Source organism: Pseudomonas helleri (assembly GCF_045830615.1).
Lineage (GTDB): Bacteria > Pseudomonadota > Gammaproteobacteria > Pseudomonadales > Pseudomonadaceae > Aquipseudomonas > Aquipseudomonas helleri.
Window position 1 is genome coordinate 2,391,163 of the sequence record NZ_CP174501.1, and the last position, 23,748, is coordinate 2,414,910.

A 23,748-nucleotide genomic window follows, 5' to 3' on the forward strand; every position below is an offset into this window, starting at 1 on the left:
ATCAGGAAGTTTTTCATGAGCATCACGCACTTTAAAAACACCGCCCATGCTGTGCTGCAAGAGTCCTTCCCGGTGGCTGTGCCGCTGGGAACGCCAGTGTCGGTCACCTCGGTCACCTGTGTTGAACGCACCGATGGCGTCGAAACCGGAATCTGGGAGTGCACGCCCGGGCGCTGGCGTCGGCAAATCGTCCAGCAGGAGTTTTGTCACTTTATTCAAGGCCGCTGCACTTTCACCCCCGATGGCGGTGAACCTCTGACCATAGAAGCGGGCGATGCACTGATGTTGCCTGCCAACAGCACCGGTATCTGGGACATCCAGGAAACCGTGCGCAAGACGTATGTATTGATCTTTTGATCGCTTAACACTGCCGATACCTGCCTATAAAAAAGCTGCCCAAAACATGCTAGGAATCGAATCATGAAGCGTATGACTACCCTGTTGCCCTTAATGCTGGTTGGTACCTTGTGTCAGGCCGCCGAGACGGTGAAGGTCTACAACTGGTCGGATTACATTGCGCCCGACACGATGAAGAATTTTCAACGCGACACCGGCATCGGTTTTACCTATGACCTGTTCGACAGCAACGAGACGCTGGACGGCAAGTTGATGACCGGTAACTCCGGGTATGACGTGGTGTTCCCGTCCAACCACTTCATGGCTCGGCAGATTGAAGGCGGGGCGCTGAAGAAGCTCGACAAGAGCCAATTGCCCAACTGGAAAAACCTCAACCCGGTGCTGCTCAAGGCGCTGGAGGTCAACGACCCGGGCAATGAGCATGGCTTCCCTTACTTGTGGGGCAGCACCGGGATTGGCTACAACGTGGCCAAGGTCAAAGCGGTTTTGGGTGATAACGCACCGGTCGATTCCTGGGACTTGATCTTCAAGCCCGAGAACATGGCCAAGCTCAGCAAGTGCGGTGTTGCGATTCTCGACAACGGCCCGGAAATCCTCCCGGCTGCCCTCAATTATCTGGGCTTGCCGCCCCACAGCAAAAACCCGGATGACTACAAAAAAGCCGAAGATTTGCTGATGAAAGTCCGGCCTTACATCAGTTACTTCCATTCCTCGAAATACACCAGCGACCTGGCCAACGGCAATATCTGCGTCGCGGTAGGCTTCTCGGGGGACATTTTGCAGGCGGAGACCCGGGCAAAAGAAGCGAAAAACGGCATCGAGATTGGTTACTCGATTCCCAAGGAAGGGGCGGCGATCTGGTTTGACATGGTTGCCATGCCCGCCGATGCGCCAGACGAAAAAGCCGCGTACAGCTTTATGAACTACTTACTGCGCCCGGATGTGATGGCGGGCATTAGCAACTACGTGCATTACGCCAACGGCAACCAGCAGGCGGACGCGTTGGTCAGCCCTGAGATCAAGGCCGACACCAAGGTTTACCCGACGCCAGAAATGATGGGCAAGTTGTTCGCACTCGAAGCCATGCCGCTAAAAATTGACCGGGTCCGCACCCGCGTGTGGACCAAAATCAAGGCGGGCGAGTAACTCTGTAGGAGCGAGCTTGTCTCGCGATCTTTTCAAAAAATCAAAAGATCGCGAGGCAAGCTCGCTCCTACAGTTTCAGCTCAGTTCACCCGATTGGCCGGGCGCTCACCCGCCAGGGCGGCCAGCAGGTTATCGACGGCACAGCGTGCCATCGCTTCACGGGTTTCAACGGTAGCCGAGCCGATATGCGGTGTGGCTACCACGTTATCCAGTTGCAGCAACGGCGAGTCCACTTCCAGCGGCTCGCGTACAAACACATCCAGCCCGGCGGCGCGGATCTGGCCCTGTTGCAGGGCCTTAATCAGCGCCGCTTCATCCACTACTTTGCCCCGCGAGATATTGATAAAGATGCTCTCTGGGCGCATCAGGGCGAACTGTTCAGCACCGATCAAACCCTCGGTTTGCGCCGTCAGCGGCAAGGTCAGGCACACAAAGTCGGCTTCTTGCAGCAGCTCGTTGAGGCTGCGGTAGCGCGCATTGAAGCGCGCCTCAACCGCAGGCTTTGGCGAATTGCTGTGGTAGATCACCGGCATGCCGAAACCAAAGTGACCGCGCTGGGCCAGGGCTTCACCGATGCGGCCCATGCCGATAATGCCCAGGGTTTTGCCATGCACGTCGGTGCCAAAAGATTCGGGCCCGATGTTTTTCTGCCACTGGCCATTGCGCACCTTAATTGCCAGTTCCACCACGCGCCGGGCGCTGGCCAATATCAACGCAAAACCAGTGTCTGCCGTCGTCTCGGTGAGGACATCCGGGGTATTGGTGAGGATGATGTTGCGCCGGGTCAGGTAGTCAATATCGTAGTTATCAACGCCCACAGACACGCTGGCCACGGCTTCAAGCTTGGGGGCCAGGTCGAGCAATGGCGCATCGAGCTTAAGGCTGGCGCCGAGCAAGCCGTGGGCGCGGGGCAGGGCTGCGCGCAGTTGCTCCAGCCCTTGGGCGTCGAGGCGCTTGATCAGCGTGACGTCTGTTTCGGCTTGCAGTCGCTGCATCAGCGGTTCAGACAGTTCTTTGTACAGCACGACGTATTTTTTCAAGGGGTTCACCGACATTCAAATCAAGAGTGGGCCAGGCGCTGCGGGGCGCGGCGTTTAGGGGCGACCGGATCTTTGTGCGTTGGGGTGAGCATCAAGGTCAACAGCACCGAAATCAGCAGGGCGCCGCTCATGAGCAGGTACGACGCGCCCGGCGAACCGGTCTCGCTGTTCAGGTAACCCACCAGATATGAGCCGCCAAATGAGCCCAGGGCACCCATGCTGTTGATCAATGCCATGGCGCCGCCTGCCACGTTAGCCGGGAGGATTTCCGGGATGATGGCGAAAAAGGGGCCATACGGCGCATACATGCAGGCCCCGGCAATGACCAGCAATGTGTAGGACCACCAGAAGTGCTCGGCGCCCAATGCGTAGGAACCGTAGAAGGCGATAGAGGCAATCAGCAACGGTGGCCAGACAAAGCGTTTGCGCTTTTGCAGTTTGTCCGAGCCCCAGGACACCGCGAGCATGCCGATCACGGCCGCCAGATAGGGCAGGGCCGAGAGCCAGCCGGCTTCGATCATGTCCATGTGTGCGCCCTGTTTAAGGATCGACGGCAGCCACAGCACAAAGCCGTACACGCCGATGCTCCAGCAAAAGAACTGCAAGGCCAGCAGGATGACTTTTGGCGAGCGGAAGGCCGCCGCGTAGTTTTTCACCGGGGTCATGCCCACTTGCTCGGCATCCAGCGCGCTTTGCAAGTCTTGCTTCTCTTGCTGGCTGAGCCATTTGGCATCGCTTGGGCGGTCATCCGCCAGGCGCCACCAGATAAACGCCCAGAACACGGCAGGCAAGCCTTCAACAATAAACATCCAGCGCCAGCTGTAATGCTCCACCAGATAGCCCGACACCACCGACATCCAGAGCATGGTCACCGGGTTGCCAAGGATCAGGAAGGTATTGGCGCGCGAGCGTTCGGCACGTGTAAACCAGTGACACAAATACACCAGCATGGCGGGCATTACCGCGGCTTCAACCACGCCGAGCATGAAGCGGATGGCGATCAGGCTGTAGGCGTTGGACACCACGCCGGTCAAGGTGGCGAGCCCTCCCCAGAGAATCAGGCTGACAAAAATCAGCTTTTTAACGCTGTTGCGTTGCGCGTAGACCGCTCCGGGAACCTGGAAAAAGAAGTACCCCAGAAAGAACAGCGCTCCCAGCAACGACGACAGGCCGGGGGTGATGTTGAGGTCGGCGGCCATGCCCGAGGCGGCGGCAAAGCCATAGTTGGCGCGGTCCAGGTAGGCCAGGCTGTAGGTGATGAAGACGATCGGCATGATGTACCACCACCGGCGGGTGGCGAGTTTCAGTGAGTGCATGGTGATGCTCCTGAGCTTGTTGTTTTTGTCGCAGCAGGTAACGGGTCGAGCAATAAATCAGGCGGCGGTTGAGAACTGGTTGAGTTCAGCGCGGGTCGGCAGGCCCTCCATGTCGCCACGGCTTTGCACGGCGCGACTGCCGATCCAGTTGCCGCGTTGCACCGCTTGGGCAAGGCTGAGGTTTTCCAGCAGGGCGCTGATCACCCCCACGGCAAAGCCATCGCCCGCGCCCACGGTGTCGATCACGTTGGCGACAGGCACGGCGGGCACAAAGTGCTCGGTGGTGGCAGTGCGCAAGAACGCGCCTTTAGCGCCGAGTTTGATGATCACCGCCTCGGCGCCTTGGTCCAGATAAAACGCGGCAATGTCCGCTGGGGCGTCGTAGCCGGTGAGCAGGCGGCCCTCTGCAAGTCCTGGCAGCACCCAGTGCGCGTGGGCAGCGAGGGCGTTGATGTCGCGAATCATCTGCTGTTCGCTGGCCCATAACGACGGGCGCAGGTTCGGGTCGAATGACACGCTTTTGCCTGCGGCGCGCATCGCCCGCATCAGTTCAAAAGACAACTCATTGCAACTGGCGGAAAGCGCAGGCGGGATGCCGGTGGCATGCAAGTGTCGTGCGCTGAGCAACGCGTCGCTGATCACCGAGCGGTTCAGGTGGCTGGCGGCGGAGCCCCGGCGAAAGTACTCCACGTGCGGGTCGCTGCCGTCATCGACGCGCGATTTAAGCTGAAAACCGGTGGGGTGCTGCGGGTCAATCGCCACATGCTGGCAGTCCAGCCCTTCGCCTTGCAGGGTGTTGAGCACAAAGCGCCCGAGGGAGTCAGCCCCTACGCGGCTTAACCAGTTCACATTGAACCCCAAGCGGGCCAGGCCAATGGCCACGTTGCTGTCCGCCCCGGCAATACGCTTGTGAAACGTCTCGACCTGGGCCAGGTCGCCGGTTTGCTCGGCCACCCACATGGCCATGGTTTCGCCAAATGACAACACATCGACGTTAGACATAGCTTGGCTCCTGTTGCGTGTGACTGAGTCTGGAGAGTACCTGCACGTGTTGGCGGGTCAGCCAGGTCAGGTCGTTGCCTTGCAGCGGGTATTCGACGGCGCGGGGCAGCCCGTGGGGCATGTGGCCCATGAGCTGTTGCCAGGATTGCAGGTCGGTGGCCGTCGGCGGGGTGGCAATCAACTTGCCATCCGGGCGTCTTGCCACGCCTTTGCAATGCACATAGGTCACGTGGCGGCCCAGCAGGCGCGCGGCGGTGCTGGCCGACTGGTCTTGCCACTGCCAGTTACCAATGTCGAAGGTCATGCTGACAGGCGCTTGCAGTTGCTCGACGCTGTCGAAAAAGCGCTGCATGGGCTCGATGCGCCCGCCTTGGGAGGTTTGGTCGTTTTCCACCAGCAAGCGTACGGACTGCTGCTCAAGGCAGGCGGCCAACTGGCGCATGTCGCAATGCTCGGTGAAGTACCCCAGCGAGACTTTCAGCCACTTGGCGCCGAAGGCCTGGGCCCGTTGCAGGGTTGGCAGCAGTTGCGGATTGGGGCGTGACTGACCGGCGTCCCACAGTTCCATCGGCGATGAGTACAGGCATTCCAGATCGTGCTGTTGAACCGCCTGGCTAAAGCTGGCCGGGTCTTCGCCGGTGAGCAACTCTTCGCGCAGCTCGATACGTGTGGCGCCGGCTTTGGCCAGCAGTTCGATGAAGCTGGCTTGGCCGCGTTCGCGAACAAGGTCGGCGCCGTAGCTCGACAGGCTGATGGAAACGGGAAATGTGTTCATTGTTATTGCTCTCTGAAACCGGTTTCATTTTTGTACAGCGTTAAGGGCTGACGACCGGATAACGGTTGTCAGCCCCTCAAGCGTCAGGGGGTAGCGTGTTGAGTTGAGCCGCGAACGATCAGGCGGGCGGCGAAGTCCAGGTTGTGTGCGGGACCGGTGTCACCCTTGAGGCGCCTGAGCAGGCAGTCGAACGCGCTGGCGCCGATCTGTTGTGTCGGTTGGGCGAGGGCGGTGATGCCGCTGCCCACCAGCGCAAACCAGTCCAGGTCATCCAGGGCGATCAGGCCAACGTCTTCGAACAAGCGGCAATTCAACTCGCGCAAAACCTGGGTGCACGCCAGGGCGGCCACGCCGTTGGAACAAAAGATGGCCTTGGGGCCGGGACCAGCCGCTTGCAGAAATGCCTGGATATCGGTGTTGAGTTGCGGGCCGGTTTGCACCGCTGCGCCGCTGAGCGACGGGTGTTGGGCCAAGTGCTGATTGAAGCTCTCGATACGCTCTCTGCGTGAGCTGGTGCCGTCAATCGGCTCGCTGACCAGCAGCAGATCGCGATAACCCTGCTCTTGCAGGTGCTCAAGGGCCATGCGCACGGCACCGGCGTTGTCGAGGCCGACCATGTCGCTGTGCAGTTGCTCGACTTTTCGATCAATCAGGACGATGGGCATCTCTTGGTGCAGCGCTTGCAGCGCGTCAGGATGATGGCCAAGGGTGTTCAGAATCAGGCCTTCGATGTTGTAAGAACGTAACGCCGCGAGGTGCTGATGCTCTTGCTCATCGTTGCGGTCGGTGTTGCACACCACCAGGTTGTAGCCGTGCTGGCGGCAGGCGGTTTCAACGCCATGCATCACCGCAATCGAATAGGGGTTGCGAATATCGGCCACCAGCATGCCGATCAGCCGGGTACGGCCGCGCTTAAGGCCTCGGGCCATTTGATTGGGGCGATAGCCCAGCTCGTTAATGGCCTGTTCGATACGTTCAGCGATGGCCGCGGACAACAGAGCCCGGTCTTCACCGATAAAGCGCGACACACTGGCCTTGGAGACGCCAGCGCGCCGGGCAACATCAAGCATGGTCACGCGGGTGCGCTGGGCTGCAGAAAAACTGTTCACGGCCTGAAACCTTTTATTGGTGTTATCGCAGGCGGTTTCGATCAGAGGGTGATGAAACCGGTTTCAGGAAAACTCAAATCACCCGGTGTCGTCAAGTTTTGCGTGCACTCGATTTCAATAAACCGCTGAATGACCTTGTAGTCGCTGACGAGGCACGAGGCTGCGATGCGAGCCGCAGGATCGCCATTTAGGGTCGCTTCGCAACCCATCGCAGCCTCATGCTTCGTCAGCGACTACAGGTTTTGCAGGGGTTACACCTTGAACTGGCCCAATAGTCCGTTGAGCTGCACGCTCAGTTCCTTGAGGTGAGCGCTGTCGGCACTCGATTGTTCGGCAGCCTTGGCGGTGTTTTGCGAGAGGCCGGCGGCCTGAGTGACGTTTTGGTTGATGTCTTCCACAACGTGCGCCTGTTGCAACGTGGCGCTGGCGATTGATGCGTTGAGCTCGTTCAGGTTGCTGAGCGCCTGGCCGATGGTGGTCAGGCTGTTGCCGGCCTGGGTGGCCTGTTCGATGGTCGCTGTCGACGCCTGGCTGCTGCTGGCAATGACATTCACGGCTGCGTCGGAGTGTTGCTGCAACGCTTCAATCATGGTCTGGATTTCAGCCGTGGATTTTTGCGTGCGCTGGGCCAGCAAGCGCACCTCATCGGCGACCACGGCAAAGCCGCGACCCTGTTCACCGGCACGCGCCGCTTCAATGGCCGCGTTCAGGGCCAGCAAGTTGGTCTGTTCGGCAATCGAGCGAATCACTTCAAGCACGCTGCCGATGCCGCTGCTTTGCGTGGCCAGTGTGCGGATCACCTCGACCGCCTGATCAATGGTGATCGACAGTTGGTCGATCTGCTTCAGGCTGCTGTCGATGTTCTGCTGGCCCAGCTCGGCCTGGGTCTGCGCACCGCGCATTTCGCCTGCGGCGTGTTCGGCGTTTTTGGCCACCTCTTGCACGGCGTAGGTAACTTCGTTGATCGCCGTGGCCACTTGATCCATCTGCGAGGCTTGCTGCTGGCAACGTTGCTGGGCTTGCGTCGCGTCGTTGCCTATCTGCGTCGAAGACTGTTCAAGCGCCGTGGCGGTGGACTGCAAGTGGCGAATGACCGTGCGCAGCTTGGTGGTGAAGGTGTTGAAGTGCCGGGCAAGTTCGGTGACTTCATCACGCCCGTGGGTGTCGAGACTGCGGGTCAGGTCACTTTCGCCGCTGGCGATATTGCTCATGGCCTGCACCGCCTCTTTCAACGGGCGGGCAATGCTGCGGGCGATCAGCCTGACCAGCACGACCAGGATCAGCGCAATCGTTAGGCCAGCGACACTGGCTTTCCAGGCTTGTGCCTGAAACTCGACCTGTATGTCGTCGATGTACACCCCGGAGCCAATCACCCATCCCCATGGCTCGAACACTTGCACATAAGAGGTTTTTGCCACCGGCTCGTCAGCACCGGGTTTTGGCCAGCGATAAGCCAGGTTGCCTGAGCCCTGAGTCTTGGCCAGTGCGACCATTTCATTGAAGATCGCAACACCGTCCGGATCCTTGATGGCAGACAGGTCTTTGCCGTCGAGTTTGGGATTAGTCGGGTGCATGACCATAAAAGGGCGCAGGTCATTGATCCAGAAGTAATCGCCCTGGTCATAGCGCATCTTGCTGATGACCTGCAGCGCTTGTTGTTGCGCGGCATCCCGACTTAACGTTCCGGCAATTTCGAGGCCATGGTAGTAATCCAGAACGCCACTGGCGGCTTGCACCACGTGCCGGGTTTTCTGCGCTTTGTCTTCATTCAAATCGTCATGTATCTGCTTTAGCATCAGCAAACCCAACGCCAGCAGCATGGCCATTGCCACGATCAAGATCAGCCACAGACGCTGGCTGATGGACAACGTGCGCAGGTTATTCATACAGCGGTCACTCCTTTGTTGTTCTTGTTGTCAACGCTCGCACTCACAGCAGCGAAAGTGGAACGTGTCTGATAGGATCTCGGCCGAAATTCAGAAAGCTGAATCTTTATTGTTTTCTGACAGTTATTTCACATCTCGTCAGTGAACATGCAACACCCGCAACCACGGGTCGGCACCGGTTGCACACACTTATTTTTTGGCTAATCAGCGCGGCATGACGCCGCGCTTTAATGGGGGAATGATGGATCTTTGGACTGCCGCACAGGCGTTGATACTCGGTGTCGTTGAGGGCCTTACGGAATTCTTGCCGGTCTCAAGTACTGGCCACCAGATTATTGTGGCGGACTTGCTGAACTTCGGCGGCGAACGCGCCATGGCGTTCAACATCATTATCCAGCTCGGCGCCATTTTGGCGGTTGTCTGGGAGTTTCGCCGCAAGATCCTCGACGTTGTCGTGGGTTTGCCGACGCAACCCAGCGCGCGCCGCTTTACCGTCAACTTGATCATCGCGGTCCTGCCGGCGGTGGTGTTGGGGGTGATCTTCGCTGACATGATTCACGAATACCTGTTCAACCCGATTACCGTGGCCTCTGCCCTGGTTATTGGCGGTGTGATCATGCTCTGGGCTGAGCGCCGTACCCACGTCATTCGCGCTGAAACCGTTGACGACATGACCTGGAAAGACGCGGTCAAGATCGGTTTTGCACAATGCCTGGCAATGATTCCGGGGACTTCGCGTTCGGGCTCGACCATCATCGGCGGCCTGTTGTTTGGCCTGTCGCGTAAAGCGGCCACCGAGTTTTCGTTCTTCCTGGCGATGCCAACCATGGTCGGTGCGGCGGTGTACTCGGGTTACAAATACCGTGAGCTTTTCCAGCCCGACGACTTGCCAGTCTTCGCCATCGGTTTTGTGACGGCGTTCATCTTCGCCATGATCGCGGTCCGTGCGTTGCTCAAGTTCATTTCCAACCACAGCTATGCCGCGTTTGCCTGGTACCGCATTGCCTTCGGCCTGCTGATTCTGGCGACCTGGAAGTTCGGCTGGATTGACTGGGCTGCGGCAGGTTGAAGACCTCGGCCAAAGACCGTCGCGGTTCGCCTGGGGTGCCTGAGCAGCCAACTGGGCCGATGCGTGGCGTGAAGCTCAAGCTGCTGGCGTTACTGTTGCTGTGCGCGATGCCGCTGGGAGGCTCGCTGAGCCTGTTGCTCACCGGCATTACGCGGGTGCCTCTGCTTGTTTATGGCGTGGCCAGTGTCGTGGCGTTCATCCTTTATGGCTATGACAAGCAGCAAGCCCGGCATGGCCGCTGGCGCACCCCGGAAAAGCTCCTGCACGGAGTTGAATTGCTGGGCGGCTGGCCGGGCGCGCTGGTGGCCCAGCAAGTGTTTCGCCATAAGACCCGCAAGGTGTCTTTTCAGGTCTGGTTCTGGTTGATCGTGGCCGTGCATCAAGCTATCTGGATTGATGTGCTGTTTTTGAAAATCACCTTTCTGAACCTGTAAGCGGCTGCCATGAGCGTCAGATCAATAAGCCGATCTGACGCTTTTTCGGCAGTTTACCGACCACCAACTGGTGGGAACGGCGCAGCAAGTCTTGCAGTTCTTCAGCGCCCATCGGGTAGGGCGCCTGCATATTGATCCAGTGGGCCCGCGCCAGATACGGCGAAGGGCGTATCCCCGGGCGATCGATATAGCCCAGAAACAGTTCTTTCTCGACCTTGAACGACAACCCGTTGCTGTTGAGGTTGAACAGGGCAAACATTTTGCTCTGATCGATATAGAACACTTCGACCCCGCCCCATTTCACATCCTCCTTGACCCCCGGCAGGCTGCGGCAGAACTCGGCTACCTGTTCCTTGGACATGATTTTTTGGGTGTTGGACGTGCGCGTCATAGGGTTTTTTCTCCGCAGCGTTCGAAGGTATCAGCCAAATGTTCGATCCAGGCCCGCACCGCTGGCATGACGCCGCGTCGGTGCGGGTACACGGCTTGCAGCCAACCGCCAGGCAGTGACCATTGAGGCAGGAGCTGCACCAGTTCACCGGTTTCAAGTTCCTGCTCGCAATACATCAAGGGCAGCACGGTGAAGCCCAGACCTTGCAGGGTGCAGGCTTTACGCACGTTAAAGTCATCAATGCCCAACCGTGCTTCCAACACCATGTCTGAGGCTTTGCCGTGCTCATCGAGCATGCGCAAATGCACCATGCGATCGGCCTCAAGCGCCCCCAGCACCGGGGCGTTTTTGAGATCGTCCGGGGTCTTGATTGCCCACTGCTCAGCGAAGGCCGGGCTGGCAACCATGACGGTCACCGCCTTGCGCAAACGTCGCGTCACCAGCAGCGGGTCTTCATCGCCCAGTTCGCGGACGCGCATGGCCACGTCAATGCCTTCGGTGATCAAGTCTACGCGGCGGTTGAGCAGGCTGACTTCCAGTTGCACATGGGGGTAGGCGCGCAGAAAAGAGCTGACGACCTCGGGCATAAACTGGTGAGCCAGGCCCACCGGGCACGAGACCCGCAGGCGCCCTCGGGGCTCGCTGGACATGCTTGCCACGGCCTCGTCGGCCATTTCGGCTTGCAACAGCATGGCCTGGCAATGACTCAAGTAGCGCTCGCCAACGGCGGTGAGCTTTAGCTGGCGCGTGGTGCGCTGCAACAGACGTGCGCCCAGGCGCTCTTCAAGTTCGGCCACACGCCTTGATAGACGTGACTTGGGGATGCCCAACAGACGGCCCGCCGCCGCAAAACCACCGGCTTCGACCACTTTGGCGAAGTAGTAGAGATCATTAAGATCCTGCATTGCTTTTCTCACTGTCCTACAGGTGGGACGAACTATCGCATGCTCGCTGACTTATCGTCGATTGCTTTCATCGGTAGCATCACCTCCACTTGAACGCCTGACGGCGATCTTAATTTGGAGATCCGCATGAAACTTTTGCATATCGATTCGAGCATCTTGGGCGACAACTCGGCTTCGCGTCAGCTGAGCGGTGAAGTAGTCAAGGCTTGGCAAGCGGCTGAGCCGAGTGTTGAAGTGAGCTACCGCGACCTCGCCAGCGAAGGCATTGAGCACTTCTCGGCGGCCACCCTGGTGGCGGCTGGCACCCCGGCTGAACTGCGTGATGCGGCGCAAAAGTACGAAGCGCAATTGAGCGCAGACACCCTGGCGCAGTTCCTGGCCGCGGATGCAGTGGTCATCGGCGCGCCGATGTACAACTTCACCATTCCAACCCAGCTCAAGGCCTGGATCGACCGCATTGCGGTGGCCGGTCAGACCTTCCGTTACACCGAAACCGGCCCGGTTGGCCTGTGCGGCGGCAAGAAAGTGATCGTGGTTTCGACCTCTGGCGGCATTCATTCGGGCCAGGCGACAGGCGTGGCGCACGAAGAGTATTTGAAAGTGCTGCTGGGTTTTCTCGGCATCACTGATGTTGAGTTTGTTCGTGCACAGGGCCTGGGTTATGGCGATGAAGTGCGCAGCAAAGCCCTGAGCGATGCTCATCAGCACATTAGTCAGGGTCTGTTCAGCGCCGCGTAAGCTGCCCTGTAGTGCCCGCATAATAAAACTCTGTATTCTGGATACCGTCATTGGCCAGAGTACGGAGTTTTTTGCATCTGGCTTTAATGGCTTGGGTTATGCAAAGAAGAGGGTAACCGTCTTTTTTCATTGCCTGCTGCAAGCTGAGCGCTATTAAAGGTAAGCCGCCATGATGCGTCTATGCGCTGTCGTGTTTCTCATAATGGCTAGTTGCCCTGTGCTGGTGCACGCCGAGCCACTGAACCAATGGAGCGTGGGCTTTCATCGCCTCAGCTTTCTGGACCCGGTGGACGGCCAGCCGATGAACGCCATTGCGTTCTATCCCTCTACCGATGACGAAGTGCACAGCCGCATCGGCGTCTACGACATCGATGCCAGCGAAGATGCCAAAATTGCCATCGGCCATTACCCGTTGCTGGTGCTGTCCCATGGAAACGTCGGCACGCCGCTGGCGCTGCACGACCTGATCACCGCACTGGCACGCAAAGGCTTTGTTGTCGTCGCGGTGCTGCATCCGGGTGACAACTTCAAAGACCACAGCCGTACCGGCACCCTGAGCAATCTATACGGGCGGCCGATGCAAATATCGGCGGCGATTAGCGCCGTGCTGGATGAAAACAGCCTGTCTGCTTACGTCGATGCGGATCAGGTCGGAGTGATCGGCTATTCGGCAGGTGGTGAAACGGCGCTGATTCTGGCTGGGGCCGAGCCTGACTTGAACCGACTGCGGCGTTATTGCCAAGAGCGGCCCGATGACCACGATGCCTGCACGACCCAAGGTGAACTGATCGCTGATCGGGATGATTTGTTGCCCGTCGCGGACCCGCGTGTGCGTGCGTTGCTGTTAATGGCACCGCTGAGCCTGATGTTTGGCCGCGACACCTTGGCCCAAGTGCATGTGCCGGTTTTGTTGTACAGCGGCGAGGGTGATCAAACCGTGTTCCCGGACAAAAATGCCGAAGCTCTGGCGCGTAAATTACCGATCCCCCCTGAGTTCAATCTGATCCCCGGCGCCGGACATTTTGTGTTTCTGGCGCCTTGCTCGGATGAACAGCGCGCAACCATGGCCTGGGCCTGCACCGATGCTGACGGGGTTGATCGTGAGGATATCCATCGCGATTTGATTTACGAATCAGGGCGCTTTTTCAGTAAGGCGCTGAATAACAACGCCCACACACTGTTACGTACCGCAGACCACTAGCTGGCCCGGCGCGAGAGCCCTAGGGTAAGCAGCAGGCCCGCAATGCACATCAGTGCTGCGCTGAAGAAAATCCAGGGATACCCCAGGTTCAAGGCGATGGCGCCCATCAGCGGCCCGGCCATGGCCAGCGCCAGGTCAAAAAACACCGCATAAGCGCCCAAGCCTGCACCCCGGCTCGAACTGGGGACTTGCTTGACCGCCTCAACGCCCAGCGCCGGGTACACCAGTGACAGGCCAAACCCTGCCAACCCGGCACCGATCAAGGCATAGCCGGTAGACGGCGCGAGCCACAACAGCACCAGCCCCAGGGTTTCCATGGCCATACAGGTCATTGCGACGCTGTAGCCACCCAAGCGGTTAATGCTGTTGGTGAATATCAGCCGGGCCAGGATAAAACACACGCCAAACACCGACAGGCAGTAGGCCGCGCCCGTCCAGCCCTGGTCGATATAGAACAGCGTGATAAAGGTCGTCAGGGTGCCATAACCAATAGATGCCAGCATCAGGCTGAGGCCATAGGGCGCGATCAGCCCCAATACCGACCAAAAGGACAGGCGTACTCCGGCGATCACCGGCATCGAGGTTTTGTTGCGGATGGTCAGCAGTGCCAGCAAGGCCAACCCCAGCAGCGCAATACCCAGGCTGGAAAACCCCAGGGTGTCGATCATCAGAACACCCAGCGGGGCACCCAGGGCAATCGCCCCATAAGAGGCGATACCGTTCCAGCCGATGGTGCGTGCGGTGTGTTCCGAACCGACTTGCGCGATGCCCCAACTGATCGTGCCGACACCGATAAGCCCTTGGGCAATGCCCAGAAAAATGCGCCCGACGATCAATACCCCAAGGCTCAGCCCCGGGGAGCTTTGCAGCATGATGGCGACGTACGTGAGTACACCGCTGATGGCGATGCCGATCAGGCCGTACACCACCGCAGGCTTGGTCCCGCGTTTGTCGACGATGCGCCCGGCCGAAGGACGCGTCAGCAGGGTGGCGAGGTATTGCGAAGCGATGGTCAGGCCGGCAACCACGGCGCTGAAGCCCAATTGATCATGCACAAAGCCGGGCAAGACCGCGATGGGCAAGCCAATGCAGATAAAGGCGATAAAGGTGTAAAAAACAATCGACAGGATTTGCAGCGTAACCGACAGAGAACTCGGATGAGGAGGATGTTGCGCAGACATGAGCAGCGGTTCCGGCTGGCGTTTGGGCGCCGCTATGATGGCGTGCCTGCCGGGTAAATGAAAGCAGGCTAACGATAGTTCGAGTGAGGCACCCTTTTTACGTCTTGAGCCATAACGCCGATCGCTTTGCGACCTGCCATTTTCCTGTTGAAGGCAACCCCTAATCTGTAGCCACTATGAGTTGCACCAGAAAGGGGTTGTACAGAGTTACGCCGCGTTGTATCTGGCCCAGGGGCCGGTTTACTCGGCGCTTCTATCGTTATGGCTTGAGACGAATTGGCGAAAACGCTCGGTGGGCAATCCTTCGAACAGTTCAGTCGGCGTGCCCTGAGCGTCGATCAAGCCGCCGTGCATAAACACCACGCGATTCGACACGTGCCGGGCAAAGCCCATTTCGTGGGTGACCACCAGCATGGTGCGGCCTTCTTCGGCCAGTGAGCGCATCACCCGTAATACTTCGCCAACCAGTTCCGGGTCGAGTGCCGAGGTGGGCTCGTCAAACAGCATTACTTGCGGGTTCATCGCCAGTGCGCGGGCGATTGCGACCCGTTGTTGCTGCCCGCCGGACAGGTGCGCCGGGTAGTAGTCCTTACGCTCATACAGGCCGACCTTGTGCAACAGGGCTTCGGCCTCTTCTATGCATTCGGCGCGAGGGCGTTTGAGCACGCGCATCGGGCCTTCAATCACGTTCTGCAGCACCGTCATGTGCGACCACAGGTTGAAGCTCTGAAACACCATGCCCAGGCTACTGCGCATGCGCTCGACCTGGCGGTTGTTGCTCGGCGTTTGACGGCCGTCGACATGCTGTTTCATCTCGATCACTTCACCGTTGACGCGGATGATGCCTTGATCGGGGGTTTCCAGCAGGTTGATACAGCGCAGGAACGTACTTTTACCGGACCCGCTGGCGCCGAGGATCGAGATCACGTCGCCTTTGTGTGCGTCCAGATCAATACCCTTGAGGACATGGGCGCTGCCGAAGGACTTCTGGATGTTAGTGACCGACAAGGCTGAAGCGGACTGAATGCTCATGGCAGGCTCCGTATCAAATCAGGAATGGGTAGGCAGTGTGGGGCTGGTTTTTTTCACGACGTCTGCTGGGCGTTCGCGCAAGTGTGGCGAGAGGCGATACTCAAGCCAGGCGACCGCACGCACCACCAGGTAGTTGAGCACCAGATAAATCAGGGCCGCGCAAATGAACACCTCCATGGTGCGGTAGGTGCGCTGGATGATCTGCTGGGCGACGCCCGTGACATCCCAGACCGTTACCAGGCTGGCGAGGGCGGTGGACTTGACCAGCAAAATGGCTTCGGTGGAGTAGGCCGGCAGGGCCTGGCGCAGGGTCACCGGGGCGATGATCCGGTACAGCAACTCCCAGGGCGACATGCCAATGGCCTTGCCAGCTTCGATCTGACCTTGGGGCACGCTGAGCAGGCCACCGCGGATGATTTCTGCGGTGTAGCCAGCGGTGCACAAGGCCAGCGACACCACAGCGCAGCCATAAGGTGAGCGCAGCACGACCCAGGCAAAGCTGTCGCGGATGGCCGGGAACTGGCCCAGCCCGTAGTAAATCAAGAACATTTGAATCAGCAGCGGTGTGCCGCGAAACAGCATGATGTAGAACCGCGCCGGGTAGCTGAAAAACCACCAGCGGCTGACCCGCAGGCTGACGATGCCGACCGACAGGGCAAGGCCGAGCACCAACGAGCAAAAAAAGATCGACAAAGTCGTGGGCAGGGCGGCCAGCAACTTGAGCATGGTGTCTGCGAGGAACGGAAAATCAATCATAGGTGTCGCTCCCGACGCGAACTAGACTGGGCTGCGCTGCCGCGTACGGCGCACGTGAGCTTCAGCCATGTGGAACAGCCGACCGGAAAGGCCGGTGAGAATGAGGTACAGCGCGCCGCCGATGATGTAGAAGGTGAAATATTGTCGGGTGGACCCGGCTGCGACCTGACTGGCGCGCATCAATTCCACCAGGCCGATGACTGAAATCAGCGCGGAATCTTTCAGGCTCATTTGCCAGACATTGCCCAGACCCGGCAGCGCGTAGCGCAAAATCTGCGGCACCAGAATCCGTTTGAAGCGCATGGCACGGTTCATGCCGATGGCCAGCCCGGCTTCCAGTTCGCCCCGCGATACGGCGAGAAAGGCGCCCCGGTAGACTTCCGCCTGATAAGAGCCAGAGATCAGCCCCACCGCCAACGCCCCGACCAGAAAAGGCGGCACGTCGATATAACCTTCGCCGCCGAACCAATGGCCAACCGCTGTGACTACACTGGCCCCACCAAAGTAGAACAGGTAGATCACCAGCAACTCGGGAATCCCCCTGAACAGTATCGAGTACAGATTTCCCAGCCCGCGCAAACTGCGGCGGCGGGAGAGTTTGGCCGCCGCTACCAGGCTGCCAAATACCGCCCCCACCAGCAGTGCTGCGAGGGTCAATATCACGGTCATGCCGGTGGCCTTGAGCAGCGCCATCCCCCAACCTGAGTCACCAAAACTGAGTAGCTGCAAGAGGTTCATAGAGGATCCCACGTCTAAAAAGGGTTAAGCAGCCCGGCACCCTTCACGCTGCCGGGCCATTCAGATCATTGCTTGGGGGTCAGGTCCTGCTTGAACCACTTCTCGCTCAGGGTTTTGATCGTGCCATCAGCCATGGCCTCCTTGAGGGCGGCGTCGAACTTGGCTTTGAGCTCCACGTCGTTCTGGCGAAAGCCCAGTGCTTCGCCTTCACCCCAGATCGGGCCTTTGATCACCGGGCCGGTGTACACCAATGACTTGTTCTCCGGCTTGTCCATCAGCGAGTTGAAGAAGGTCACGTCATCAAAGGCAACATCGATCCGCCCGGATTGCAGGTCGAGAATGGCCTCGGACGAGCTGCCGTATTCACGGATCGTCGCTACATCTTTGAAGTTTTGATCAATGAATGAGGTGTAAATGGTGCCGGAGGCGATGCCGATGGTTTTGCCTTTGAGCGCCTTGCGCAGGTCTTCAACGCCAGCACGGATTTCCTTGGGGTCGGTGCCCAGGGTGATGGCCGCGTCAGTACCGGTTTTGCCTGGCAGCAAGTCGGCTTGGAGGGCGACGAAACTGGCCGGGGTCTGGGCGTAAGGCGTAGAGAAGGCCATAACCTTCTGGCGTTCGTCGTTGATGACAATGGCGTCCATCAGCACGTCGAATTTGCCTGCATTGAGGCTGGCGATCATGCCGTCCCAGTTCTGCACGACGATGTTGCACTTGAGCTTCATGCGCTGACAGATCACGTCCATCAGTTCCGGCTCGAAGCCGCTGATTTTCCCACCCGGCAGTGTCAGGTTCCAGGGTTCATAGGCGCCCTCTGTGGCGATATTGACCGATGTCCACTCTTTGGCCTGGAGTGCCGGAGCACAGGCCAACACCATTGCACTGAGCGCTACAGAACCCAACCAGCTTGATTTGTTCGACATCTTGGTACTTCCTGTCTAATCAATTGAGTGTTGCGAACTGATCCGGCTCAGGCCGAATCGCCAAGGTCGGTACACACCGTTTTTTCTGGGATTGCAAACGGATGCAAACCGGTACTAAGCCTGTGAAGGCGAATGCATTTTCCACGCCGACGTCCTGGGCCAACTGACGGGTGTTGTTGCCGTGGCTGAGCGTTGGAACGTCCATTTTTCTGTCACTCGACTCGATCAAACCAAACCCGCTGGGTAGAGGTACGTGCGAACATGTATTTGCTTGTACATACAAGCATATGCAATCAATCGGCCAACTTGATTTCTCATCGATAAATCCGTTTGAAATTCAGTGAGAAGGCTTTAGAAACAGCGGGTTATGGGTGTTTATTGGTTGCGGGGTTTTTATCCAGCAGTGGCAAGACGGGTGCTTGGGTCTGAAAGTGCACCACGGTGGTACGAACGGTGACAGTGTGGATTAAAGTGGTGCGCGGCGAGGGGTAACGGGTACGACTGTCTGTGTGGGGAGGGCCACGCTTTATCGGGCAGCCCTCTCTTGGAACGCGGCCTGTTTACTTGAGGTTTTGCTGCACGGTGGCGAGTACTTCGCCGCTGCGCACTTGCTCGGTCACGCTGGCAATGTCGGTATAGAAAGCGCGGTCATGTTCAGCCACCGGTACACGGCTGCGCACCAGGTCATACACCGCTTTGGTCACGCTGGAGGCTTTGCCCACGTCATGAAAATCCAGGGCCTGGCAGCCCACCAGCAGCTCGATGGCCAGGACTGATTCCAGTTTTTCGGACACTTTGTAGGCCTTGATCACAGCGTTATAGGCCAGGCTGACCAGGTCTTCCTGGTTGGCGCAGGTCGAGAAGCTGTCGACCGAGGAGGGGAACGACAGCGACTTCATTTCTGCATACAGGCCTGCCGCAGTGTATTGCAGGATCATGTAGCCGCTGTTCAGGCCCGGATTGCGCACCAAAAAGGCGGGCATTTCACTGAAGTGCGAGTTAACCATGCGATCAATACGGCGCTCGGCAATCTTCGCCAGGTTGGCCAGTGCCACGCACAAGGAGTCGGCTGACATGCCGATGTAGGTGCCATCAAAGTTGGCTCCCGAGATGGCAATCCCGTCGCCGTCATCAAGCGGGTAGATCACCGGGTTGTCGCCTGAGGAATGAATTTCGTTTTCGATATTTTCCCGCGCGTGCTCGATAAAACGTTTCGACGCGCCGTGTACCTGGGGGATGGAGCGCAGGCTGTAGGCGTCCTGCAGCCGGTAGTCGATGTTTTCAGCGATCAGTTGGCTGTCATGCAGCATCGCCTTTATATTCCAAGCAGTTTGCGCCTGCTCTTTGTGTGCCTTGATCGAGTGATAGCGTGGGTCGAAAGCCCGAATCGTGCCTTTTAACGCTTCCATGGACAGTGCCGCGGCGACGTCTGCCAACGAAGCGGTCTGCATGGCGTTGTACAGGGCCAGAATGGCGATGGCGGTCACCGAGGTGGTGCCATTGAGCATGGCCAGGCCTTCTTTGCACTGCAGATCGGTCGGTTGCAGGCCAACCTGTTTCAGTGCGGTGGCGCCATCGACCCATTCGCCGCCATTGACCCGCGCTTTGCCTTCGCCCAGCAGGACCAGAGCCAGGTGCCCCTCGACCGCCAGATAGCCCACAGATCCTTCGCCGGGTGCAAACGGTACGACGTCGTTATTGAGCAGGGAAGCAATCAGTTCCAGTAACTCAAGGCGCACCCCCGAATACCCTTTGCCAAGGCTGATCAGCACCATCAACTGGATCGCACGCACCTGCTCACGCTTAAGCGGCTCGCCCACGGCCACCGCGTGGGAGCGCACGATATTGACCTGAAGCTCCTTGGCATTGCTCGCAGAAATCACATGGCGAACGTTGTCGCCGAACCCGGTGGTCACGCCATAGACCAAGCGATTCTCATCAAGAAAACGCTCCACCAGACCACGGGATTTTTTCACGCGCTGCTGGTAGGCCTCAGAAAATGAGACCTTGGCTGCATAACGGGCGACCGCGACAAACTCTTCGATGGAAGGCTCTCTATCGCCAAGAACAACCTGAGTGATCTGTTGAGGATGAGCTTTCATTGCGAACTCCCGAGAAACCAAATGAATAAGGGGCTGGACCGGCCAAGCCGTCGCTCGATTGAGCGTGGGAGAAGGCTAAAGCGATTTTTGAGTGAAGAAAATATGGCGATTTCTGTCAGTTTTATTAGTATTTCTAAACTTTAAATGCCTGTGAGGCTGCACCTTGCCATGAGTCGCTTACCGCCTTTGCGCGCCCTGCAAATATTCGAAACCGTCGGCCACTGTGGTGGTATCTCCCAGGCGGCAAAACGCTTGAACCTCTCGGTGGGGGCGGTGAGCCAGCAGATGAAACTGCTGGATGAGGCGCTGGGCATGAGCCTGACGGTCAAGGACGGCCAGCGTTTGCGCTTGAACGCCATTGGCCAGCGTTTCCATGCCAGATGTTCGACAGCCTTTGAAGAGTTGAGAGCCGCTGTGGCTGAAGTCGAACGCTCGAAAAACCCCAACAACTTGTATGTCAGTGGTCTGCCTTCACTGATGAACAAGTGGCTGGGGCCGCTGATCTACGAATGGCAGCACGAGCATGACGATCTCGACATCTATCTGGATGGCACGCTTGCGGATACATCGGAGGAGGAAAACGCCGATTTCCGGATTGGCTATGGCGAGCCGGTCCAATACGCCGAGCGCAGCGTTGTACTGTTTCACGATTGTGTGGTGCCAGCGTGTTCACCGGCGCTTTTAGGCCATTCGGGCACGGTGGGGCAGGCCAGTGACTTGCTTCAGCACCCACTGATACGCGTTGACTCACGGCCGAAGTTTGATTCGCCGCCGTCGTGGGTTGAATGGTTTGGTCTGGAAGGCGGGGTGGTGGAGCAGACGATTGCCGTGCGTCGAAGCTTTTCTTCAGCCAGCATGGCCATTCAGGCCGCCATTGATCACCAGGGCATCGTACTGGCGCAGTACTCGATGATTGCCCGTGACATTGCTGAGGGGCGCTTGATCATCCCGTGGCCGCGCGCCATGGCGCTGCCATCGCCGTATTACCTGAGCTGGCACCCTAACACGCTACAGAAAGCACAATGCCGGGGGTTTCAGCGCTGGTTGATAGGTCGGGGAAAAGCGCAGGAAGACATGACCAAGCGCTTGATCACAGCTCTGCCTGCACAAGCAACTGTAGGAGCGAGCTTGCCTCGCGATCTTTTGATCTTGATCCAAGAGCCCCCTCACCCTAGCCCTCTCCCGAAGGAGAGGGAACCTATTGGGGGATGCTGAAGATATTCGGTGGCCTGTTTGCTGCGCGACAGCGAGGCGTCGAAGACGGGGCGGCCCCTCTTATCAAACACAAAATAAGTGATTGATTCCTAAGGCCCTGTAGGAGCGAGCTTGCTCGCGATCTTTTGATCTTGATCTGGCTTTTGATCTGAGAGGCCCCGTTAAACCACGCTGGCCGAACGCAGGTGTTGCGCAGTGGGCAACCCGGCAGGACGCCGGGTTAGCCGCGACACGGCCAAGGATGGCCGATCGCGGCGTGCCCTCGGAGCAAGGCCTGTGGTGAGGGCATGCCGAGCCACAGCGAGGCACCGAGGGGTTGGGGCAAAAAGCGTTTGGTTACTTTGCGCTTTCAACGTGACGCGCCGTAAGGGCGGAACCCTAAGTGGCCGTTGCCGCAGCAATGGATATGCACTCAAATCAAGAGCAACCCTCACCCTAGCCCTCTCCCGAAGGAGAGGGAACCGATTAGGGGATGCTGAAGATATTCGGTGGCCTGTTTGCTGCGTGACAGGCCGGGTCGTAGCAAGGGCTTTACCGGTGTCTGGAATCAGAACACCACGCCTTGGCTGCGCAGGTAGTCGTCGTAGGTGCCGCTGAAGTCGATCACACCACTTGGGCTCAGCTCGATAATACGAGTGGCCAGCGACGATACGAATTCACGGTCATGGCTGACGAAAATCAGCGTGCCAGGGTAGTTTTCCAGCGCCAGGTTCAACGCTTCGATGGATTCCATGTCCAAGTGGTTGGTCGGTTCGTCCATCACCAGCACGTTCGGCTTTTGCAGGATCAGCTTGCCGAACAGCATGCGGCCTTGCTCACCACCGGAGATCACCTTGACCGATTTGAGGATCTCGTCGTTCGAGAACAGCATGCGGCCCAGGGTGCCGCGAATCATTTGCTCGCCTTGAGTCCATTGGCCCATCCAGTCGAACAGGCTCACATCGTCTTCAAAATCGTGCGCGTGGTCTTGCGCGTAGTAGCCCAGCTCAGCGGACTCAGTCCACTTGATCGAACCGGCATCCGGAGTCAGCTCATTGACCATGGTGCGCAGCAGTGTCGTTTTACCGATACCGTTCGGGCCAATGATCGCCACGCGCTCACCGGCTTCAACGGTAAAGCTGAAGTCTTTGAACAGCGTCTTGCCATCAAAGCCTTTAGCCATGTTTTCAACAATGACGGCCTGGCGGTGCAGCTTTTTGGTCTGCTCGAAACGAATGAACGGGCTGACACGGCTGGAAGGCTTGACCTCGGCCAGGGTGATCTTGTCGATCGCTTTGGCGCGCGAGCTTGCCTGTTTGGATTTCGAGGCGTTGGCCGAGAAGCGGCTGACGAACGCTTGCAGCTCGTTGATCTGAGCTTTCTTCTTGGCGTTTTCAGACAGCAGTTGCTCACGCGATTGGGTCGCGACAGTCATGTACTCGTCATAGTTGCCCGGGAACAGGCGCAGCTCGCCGTAGTCCAGGTCAGCCATGTGGGTGCAGACGCTGTTCAGGAAGTGTCTATCGTGAGAGATGATGATCATCAGGCTGTTGCGCTGAGTCAGAACGTTTTCCAGCCAGCGGATCGTGTTGATATCCAGGTGGTTGGTGGGTTCGTCGAGCAGCAGCACTTCAGGATCAGAGAACAGCGCCTGAGCCAGCAATACACGCAGCTTCCAGCCCGGCGACACTTCGCTCATCGGGCCGTTGTGCTGTTCAATGCCGATACCCAGACCCAGCAGCAGTTCGCCGGCGCGGGACTCAGCGGTGTAACCGTCCATTTCTGCGAACTCGGTTTCGAGTTCGGCAACGGCCATGCCGTCTTCTTCGGTCATTTCTGGCAGCGAGTAGATGCGATCGCGCTCAGCCTTGACCTTCCACAGTTCTTCGTGGCCCATGATCACGGTATCGATCACGGTGAATTCTTCGTAAGCGAACTGATCCTGGCGCAGCTTACCCAGACGCACGTTCGGTTCCAGCATGACCTGGCCGCCCGACGGGTCGAGATCGCTGCCGAGGATTTTCATGAAGGTGGATTTGCCGCAACCGTTGGCACCGATCAAACCGTAGCGGTTACCTGCGCCGAATTTTACTGAAACGTTCTCGAATAGCGGCTTTGCGCCGAACTGCATCGTGATGTTAGCTGTGGAGATCAATTACTTTACCTATCAATAACTTAGAGAGCGCGTATTTGAGCTGGTAGCCGTTTGGTACCAACCTGGAGCTTTTCAAGCCCACTCCGATCTGAGCTTGAGTTGACCCAACGCGCATAAGTCGACAGCAACAATTGGACGCTAAGGCCAAGCTGCTGAGGAATAAAAGCGGGGTTCATGCCAGACATGGCGCGCATTGTCGCATAGGTGTGACGACAGTTGTATGGCAGGCGACCATTGAAACCGAATGAGCGCAGAGTGAACGCTGCGCGATAGCCCTGTTTCGACGGGCCATTGATGC

The 23,748-nt window shown here is 58.3% G+C and carries 24 protein-coding genes and 1 pseudogene; 7 read left to right on the plus strand and 18 right to left on the minus strand.

Features of this window, described 5'->3' with window-relative positions:
• Positions 1 to 15 precede the first annotated feature (15 nt).
• Together ACJJU9_RS10720 and ACJJU9_RS10725 are read left to right on the plus strand one after the other, a co-directional pair.
• On the plus strand, positions 16 to 357 hold the full coding sequence (locus ACJJU9_RS10720; protein WP_048370089.1) for a cupin domain-containing protein: 342 nt from the start codon (positions 16 to 18) through the stop codon (positions 355 to 357).
• A gap of 63 nt (positions 358 to 420) precedes the next feature.
• Positions 421 to 1,503 carry a polyamine ABC transporter substrate-binding protein gene (locus ACJJU9_RS10725; RefSeq protein WP_048370091.1) on the plus strand — a complete coding sequence of 361 codons (1,083 nt, stop codon included), beginning with the start codon at positions 421 to 423 and terminating at the stop codon, positions 1,501 to 1,503.
• A gap of 80 nt (positions 1,504 to 1,583) precedes the next feature.
• Here the strand turns inward: ACJJU9_RS10725 and ACJJU9_RS10730 are convergent, their stop codons facing one another.
• From ACJJU9_RS10730 to ACJJU9_RS10760, 7 genes are all read right to left on the minus strand, one after another.
• Positions 1,584 to 2,558 (minus strand): 2-hydroxyacid dehydrogenase, encoded by a 975-nt coding sequence (locus ACJJU9_RS10730; protein ID WP_407730688.1) that lies wholly within the window; start codon positions 2,556 to 2,558, stop codon positions 1,584 to 1,586.
• Positions 2,559 to 2,563: 5 nt separating this feature from the next.
• Positions 2,564 to 3,859, minus strand: a complete 1,296-nt coding sequence (locus ACJJU9_RS10735; protein ID WP_262125713.1) for an MFS transporter — start codon at positions 3,857 to 3,859, stop codon at positions 2,564 to 2,566.
• 57 nt (positions 3,860 to 3,916) lie between these two features.
• Positions 3,917 to 4,861, minus strand: coding sequence for a sugar kinase (locus ACJJU9_RS10740; protein WP_048390841.1), 945 nt, complete (start codon positions 4,859 to 4,861; stop codon positions 3,917 to 3,919).
• The gene (locus tag ACJJU9_RS10745; RefSeq protein WP_331367464.1) at positions 4,854 to 5,636 is read right to left on the minus strand and encodes a TIM barrel protein; all 783 of its coding nucleotides are present in this window, start codon (positions 5,634 to 5,636) and stop codon (positions 4,854 to 4,856) included. The genes ACJJU9_RS10740 and ACJJU9_RS10745 overlap by 8 nt, the downstream gene beginning before the upstream one ends.
• 83 nt (positions 5,637 to 5,719) lie before the next feature.
• Positions 5,720 to 6,745 carry a LacI family DNA-binding transcriptional regulator gene (locus ACJJU9_RS10750; protein ID WP_407730689.1) on the minus strand — a complete coding sequence of 342 codons (1,026 nt, stop codon included), beginning with the start codon at positions 6,743 to 6,745 and terminating at the stop codon, positions 5,720 to 5,722.
• A 41-nt stretch (positions 6,746 to 6,786) separates the two neighbouring features.
• Positions 6,787 to 6,954, minus strand: a complete 168-nt coding sequence (locus ACJJU9_RS10755; RefSeq protein WP_407730690.1) for a hypothetical protein — start codon at positions 6,952 to 6,954, stop codon at positions 6,787 to 6,789.
• A 42-nt stretch (positions 6,955 to 6,996) separates the two neighbouring features.
• Positions 6,997 to 8,631: a methyl-accepting chemotaxis protein gene (locus ACJJU9_RS10760; protein ID WP_407730691.1), complete on the minus strand. Its 1,635-nt coding sequence runs from the start codon at positions 8,629 to 8,631 to the stop codon at positions 6,997 to 6,999.
• Positions 8,632 to 8,872: 241 nt separating this feature from the next.
• Between ACJJU9_RS10760 and ACJJU9_RS10765 the strand changes: the two genes are divergently transcribed.
• A complete protein-coding gene (locus ACJJU9_RS10765) occupies positions 8,873 to 9,700 on the plus strand; it encodes an undecaprenyl-diphosphate phosphatase (RefSeq protein ID WP_048390833.1) in 828 nt (275 codons plus the stop codon).
• 59 nt (positions 9,701 to 9,759) lie between these two features.
• Positions 9,760 to 10,134: a DUF1294 domain-containing protein gene (locus ACJJU9_RS10770; RefSeq protein WP_153329912.1), complete on the plus strand. Its 375-nt coding sequence runs from the start codon at positions 9,760 to 9,762 to the stop codon at positions 10,132 to 10,134.
• 16 nt (positions 10,135 to 10,150) lie between these two features.
• On the opposite strand, the gene ACJJU9_RS10775 is transcribed toward ACJJU9_RS10770, so the two are convergent.
• Together ACJJU9_RS10775 and ACJJU9_RS10780 are read right to left on the minus strand one after the other, a co-directional pair.
• Positions 10,151 to 10,495 carry an MmcQ/YjbR family DNA-binding protein gene (locus ACJJU9_RS10775; RefSeq protein WP_048390862.1) on the minus strand — a complete coding sequence of 115 codons (345 nt, stop codon included), beginning with the start codon at positions 10,493 to 10,495 and terminating at the stop codon, positions 10,151 to 10,153.
• A gap of 26 nt (positions 10,496 to 10,521) precedes the next feature.
• Entirely contained in the window at positions 10,522 to 11,430 is a 909-nt protein-coding gene (locus ACJJU9_RS10780) for a LysR substrate-binding domain-containing protein (protein WP_407730692.1), read from the minus strand.
• 126 nt (positions 11,431 to 11,556) lie between these two features.
• Between ACJJU9_RS10780 and ACJJU9_RS10785 the strand changes: the two genes are divergently transcribed.
• Together ACJJU9_RS10785 and ACJJU9_RS10790 are read left to right on the plus strand one after the other, a co-directional pair.
• Positions 11,557 to 12,168: an FMN-dependent NADH-azoreductase gene (locus ACJJU9_RS10785; RefSeq protein WP_048390829.1), complete on the plus strand. Its 612-nt coding sequence runs from the start codon at positions 11,557 to 11,559 to the stop codon at positions 12,166 to 12,168.
• Positions 12,169 to 12,337: 169 nt separating this feature from the next.
• Positions 12,338 to 13,369, plus strand: a complete 1,032-nt coding sequence (locus tag ACJJU9_RS10790) for a dienelactone hydrolase (protein WP_153332713.1) — start codon at positions 12,338 to 12,340, stop codon at positions 13,367 to 13,369.
• Here the strand turns inward: ACJJU9_RS10790 and ACJJU9_RS10795 are convergent.
• The 7 genes from ACJJU9_RS10795 to hutH all read right to left on the minus strand — a co-directional run bounded on the left by ACJJU9_RS10795 (position 13,366) and on the right by hutH (position 20,101).
• Positions 13,366 to 14,550 carry an MFS transporter gene (locus ACJJU9_RS10795; protein ID WP_407730693.1) on the minus strand — a complete coding sequence of 395 codons (1,185 nt, stop codon included), beginning with the start codon at positions 14,548 to 14,550 and terminating at the stop codon, positions 13,366 to 13,368. The genes ACJJU9_RS10790 and ACJJU9_RS10795 overlap by 4 nt on opposite strands.
• A 240-nt stretch (positions 14,551 to 14,790) precedes the next feature.
• Positions 14,791 to 15,582: an ABC transporter ATP-binding protein gene (locus ACJJU9_RS10800; RefSeq protein ID WP_123748913.1), complete on the minus strand. Its 792-nt coding sequence runs from the start codon at positions 15,580 to 15,582 to the stop codon at positions 14,791 to 14,793.
• Between the two features lie 18 nt (positions 15,583 to 15,600).
• The gene (locus ACJJU9_RS10805; protein WP_407730694.1) at positions 15,601 to 16,338 is read right to left on the minus strand and encodes an ABC transporter permease; all 738 of its coding nucleotides are present in this window, start codon (positions 16,336 to 16,338) and stop codon (positions 15,601 to 15,603) included.
• A 21-nt stretch (positions 16,339 to 16,359) separates the two neighbouring features.
• Positions 16,360 to 17,076, minus strand: a complete 717-nt coding sequence (locus ACJJU9_RS10810; protein ID WP_407730695.1) for an ABC transporter permease — start codon at positions 17,074 to 17,076, stop codon at positions 16,360 to 16,362.
• Between the two features lie 65 nt (positions 17,077 to 17,141).
• Positions 17,142 to 17,999: a transporter substrate-binding domain-containing protein gene (locus ACJJU9_RS10815; protein ID WP_123748916.1), complete on the minus strand. Its 858-nt coding sequence runs from the start codon at positions 17,997 to 17,999 to the stop codon at positions 17,142 to 17,144.
• 19 nt (positions 18,000 to 18,018) lie between these two features.
• Positions 18,019 to 18,204, minus strand: a complete 186-nt coding sequence (locus ACJJU9_RS10820) for a hypothetical protein (RefSeq protein ID WP_273223563.1) — start codon at positions 18,202 to 18,204, stop codon at positions 18,019 to 18,021.
• Between the two features lie 355 nt (positions 18,205 to 18,559).
• Positions 18,560 to 20,101 carry a histidine ammonia-lyase gene (gene hutH, locus ACJJU9_RS10825; RefSeq protein WP_407730696.1) on the minus strand — a complete coding sequence of 514 codons (1,542 nt, stop codon included), beginning with the start codon at positions 20,099 to 20,101 and terminating at the stop codon, positions 18,560 to 18,562.
• Positions 20,102 to 20,269: 168 nt separating this feature from the next.
• Between hutH and ACJJU9_RS10830 the strand changes: the two genes are divergently transcribed.
• Positions 20,270 to 21,316 carry a LysR substrate-binding domain-containing protein gene (locus ACJJU9_RS10830; protein ID WP_407730697.1) on the plus strand — a complete coding sequence of 349 codons (1,047 nt, stop codon included), beginning with the start codon at positions 20,270 to 20,272 and terminating at the stop codon, positions 21,314 to 21,316.
• A 547-nt stretch (positions 21,317 to 21,863) separates the two neighbouring features.
• Here ACJJU9_RS10830 and ACJJU9_RS10835 read toward each other — a convergent pair.
• Both ACJJU9_RS10835 and ACJJU9_RS10840 read right to left on the minus strand, forming a co-directional pair.
• Positions 21,864 to 23,450: an ABC-F family ATPase gene (locus tag ACJJU9_RS10835; RefSeq protein WP_082158156.1), complete on the minus strand. Its 1,587-nt coding sequence runs from the start codon at positions 23,448 to 23,450 to the stop codon at positions 21,864 to 21,866.
• Positions 23,451 to 23,470: 20 nt separating this feature from the next.
• Positions 23,471 to 23,680 (minus strand): annotated as a pseudogene (locus ACJJU9_RS10840) (site-specific integrase); the annotation flags it as partial.
• Between the last annotated feature and the right edge of the window lie 68 nt (positions 23,681 to 23,748).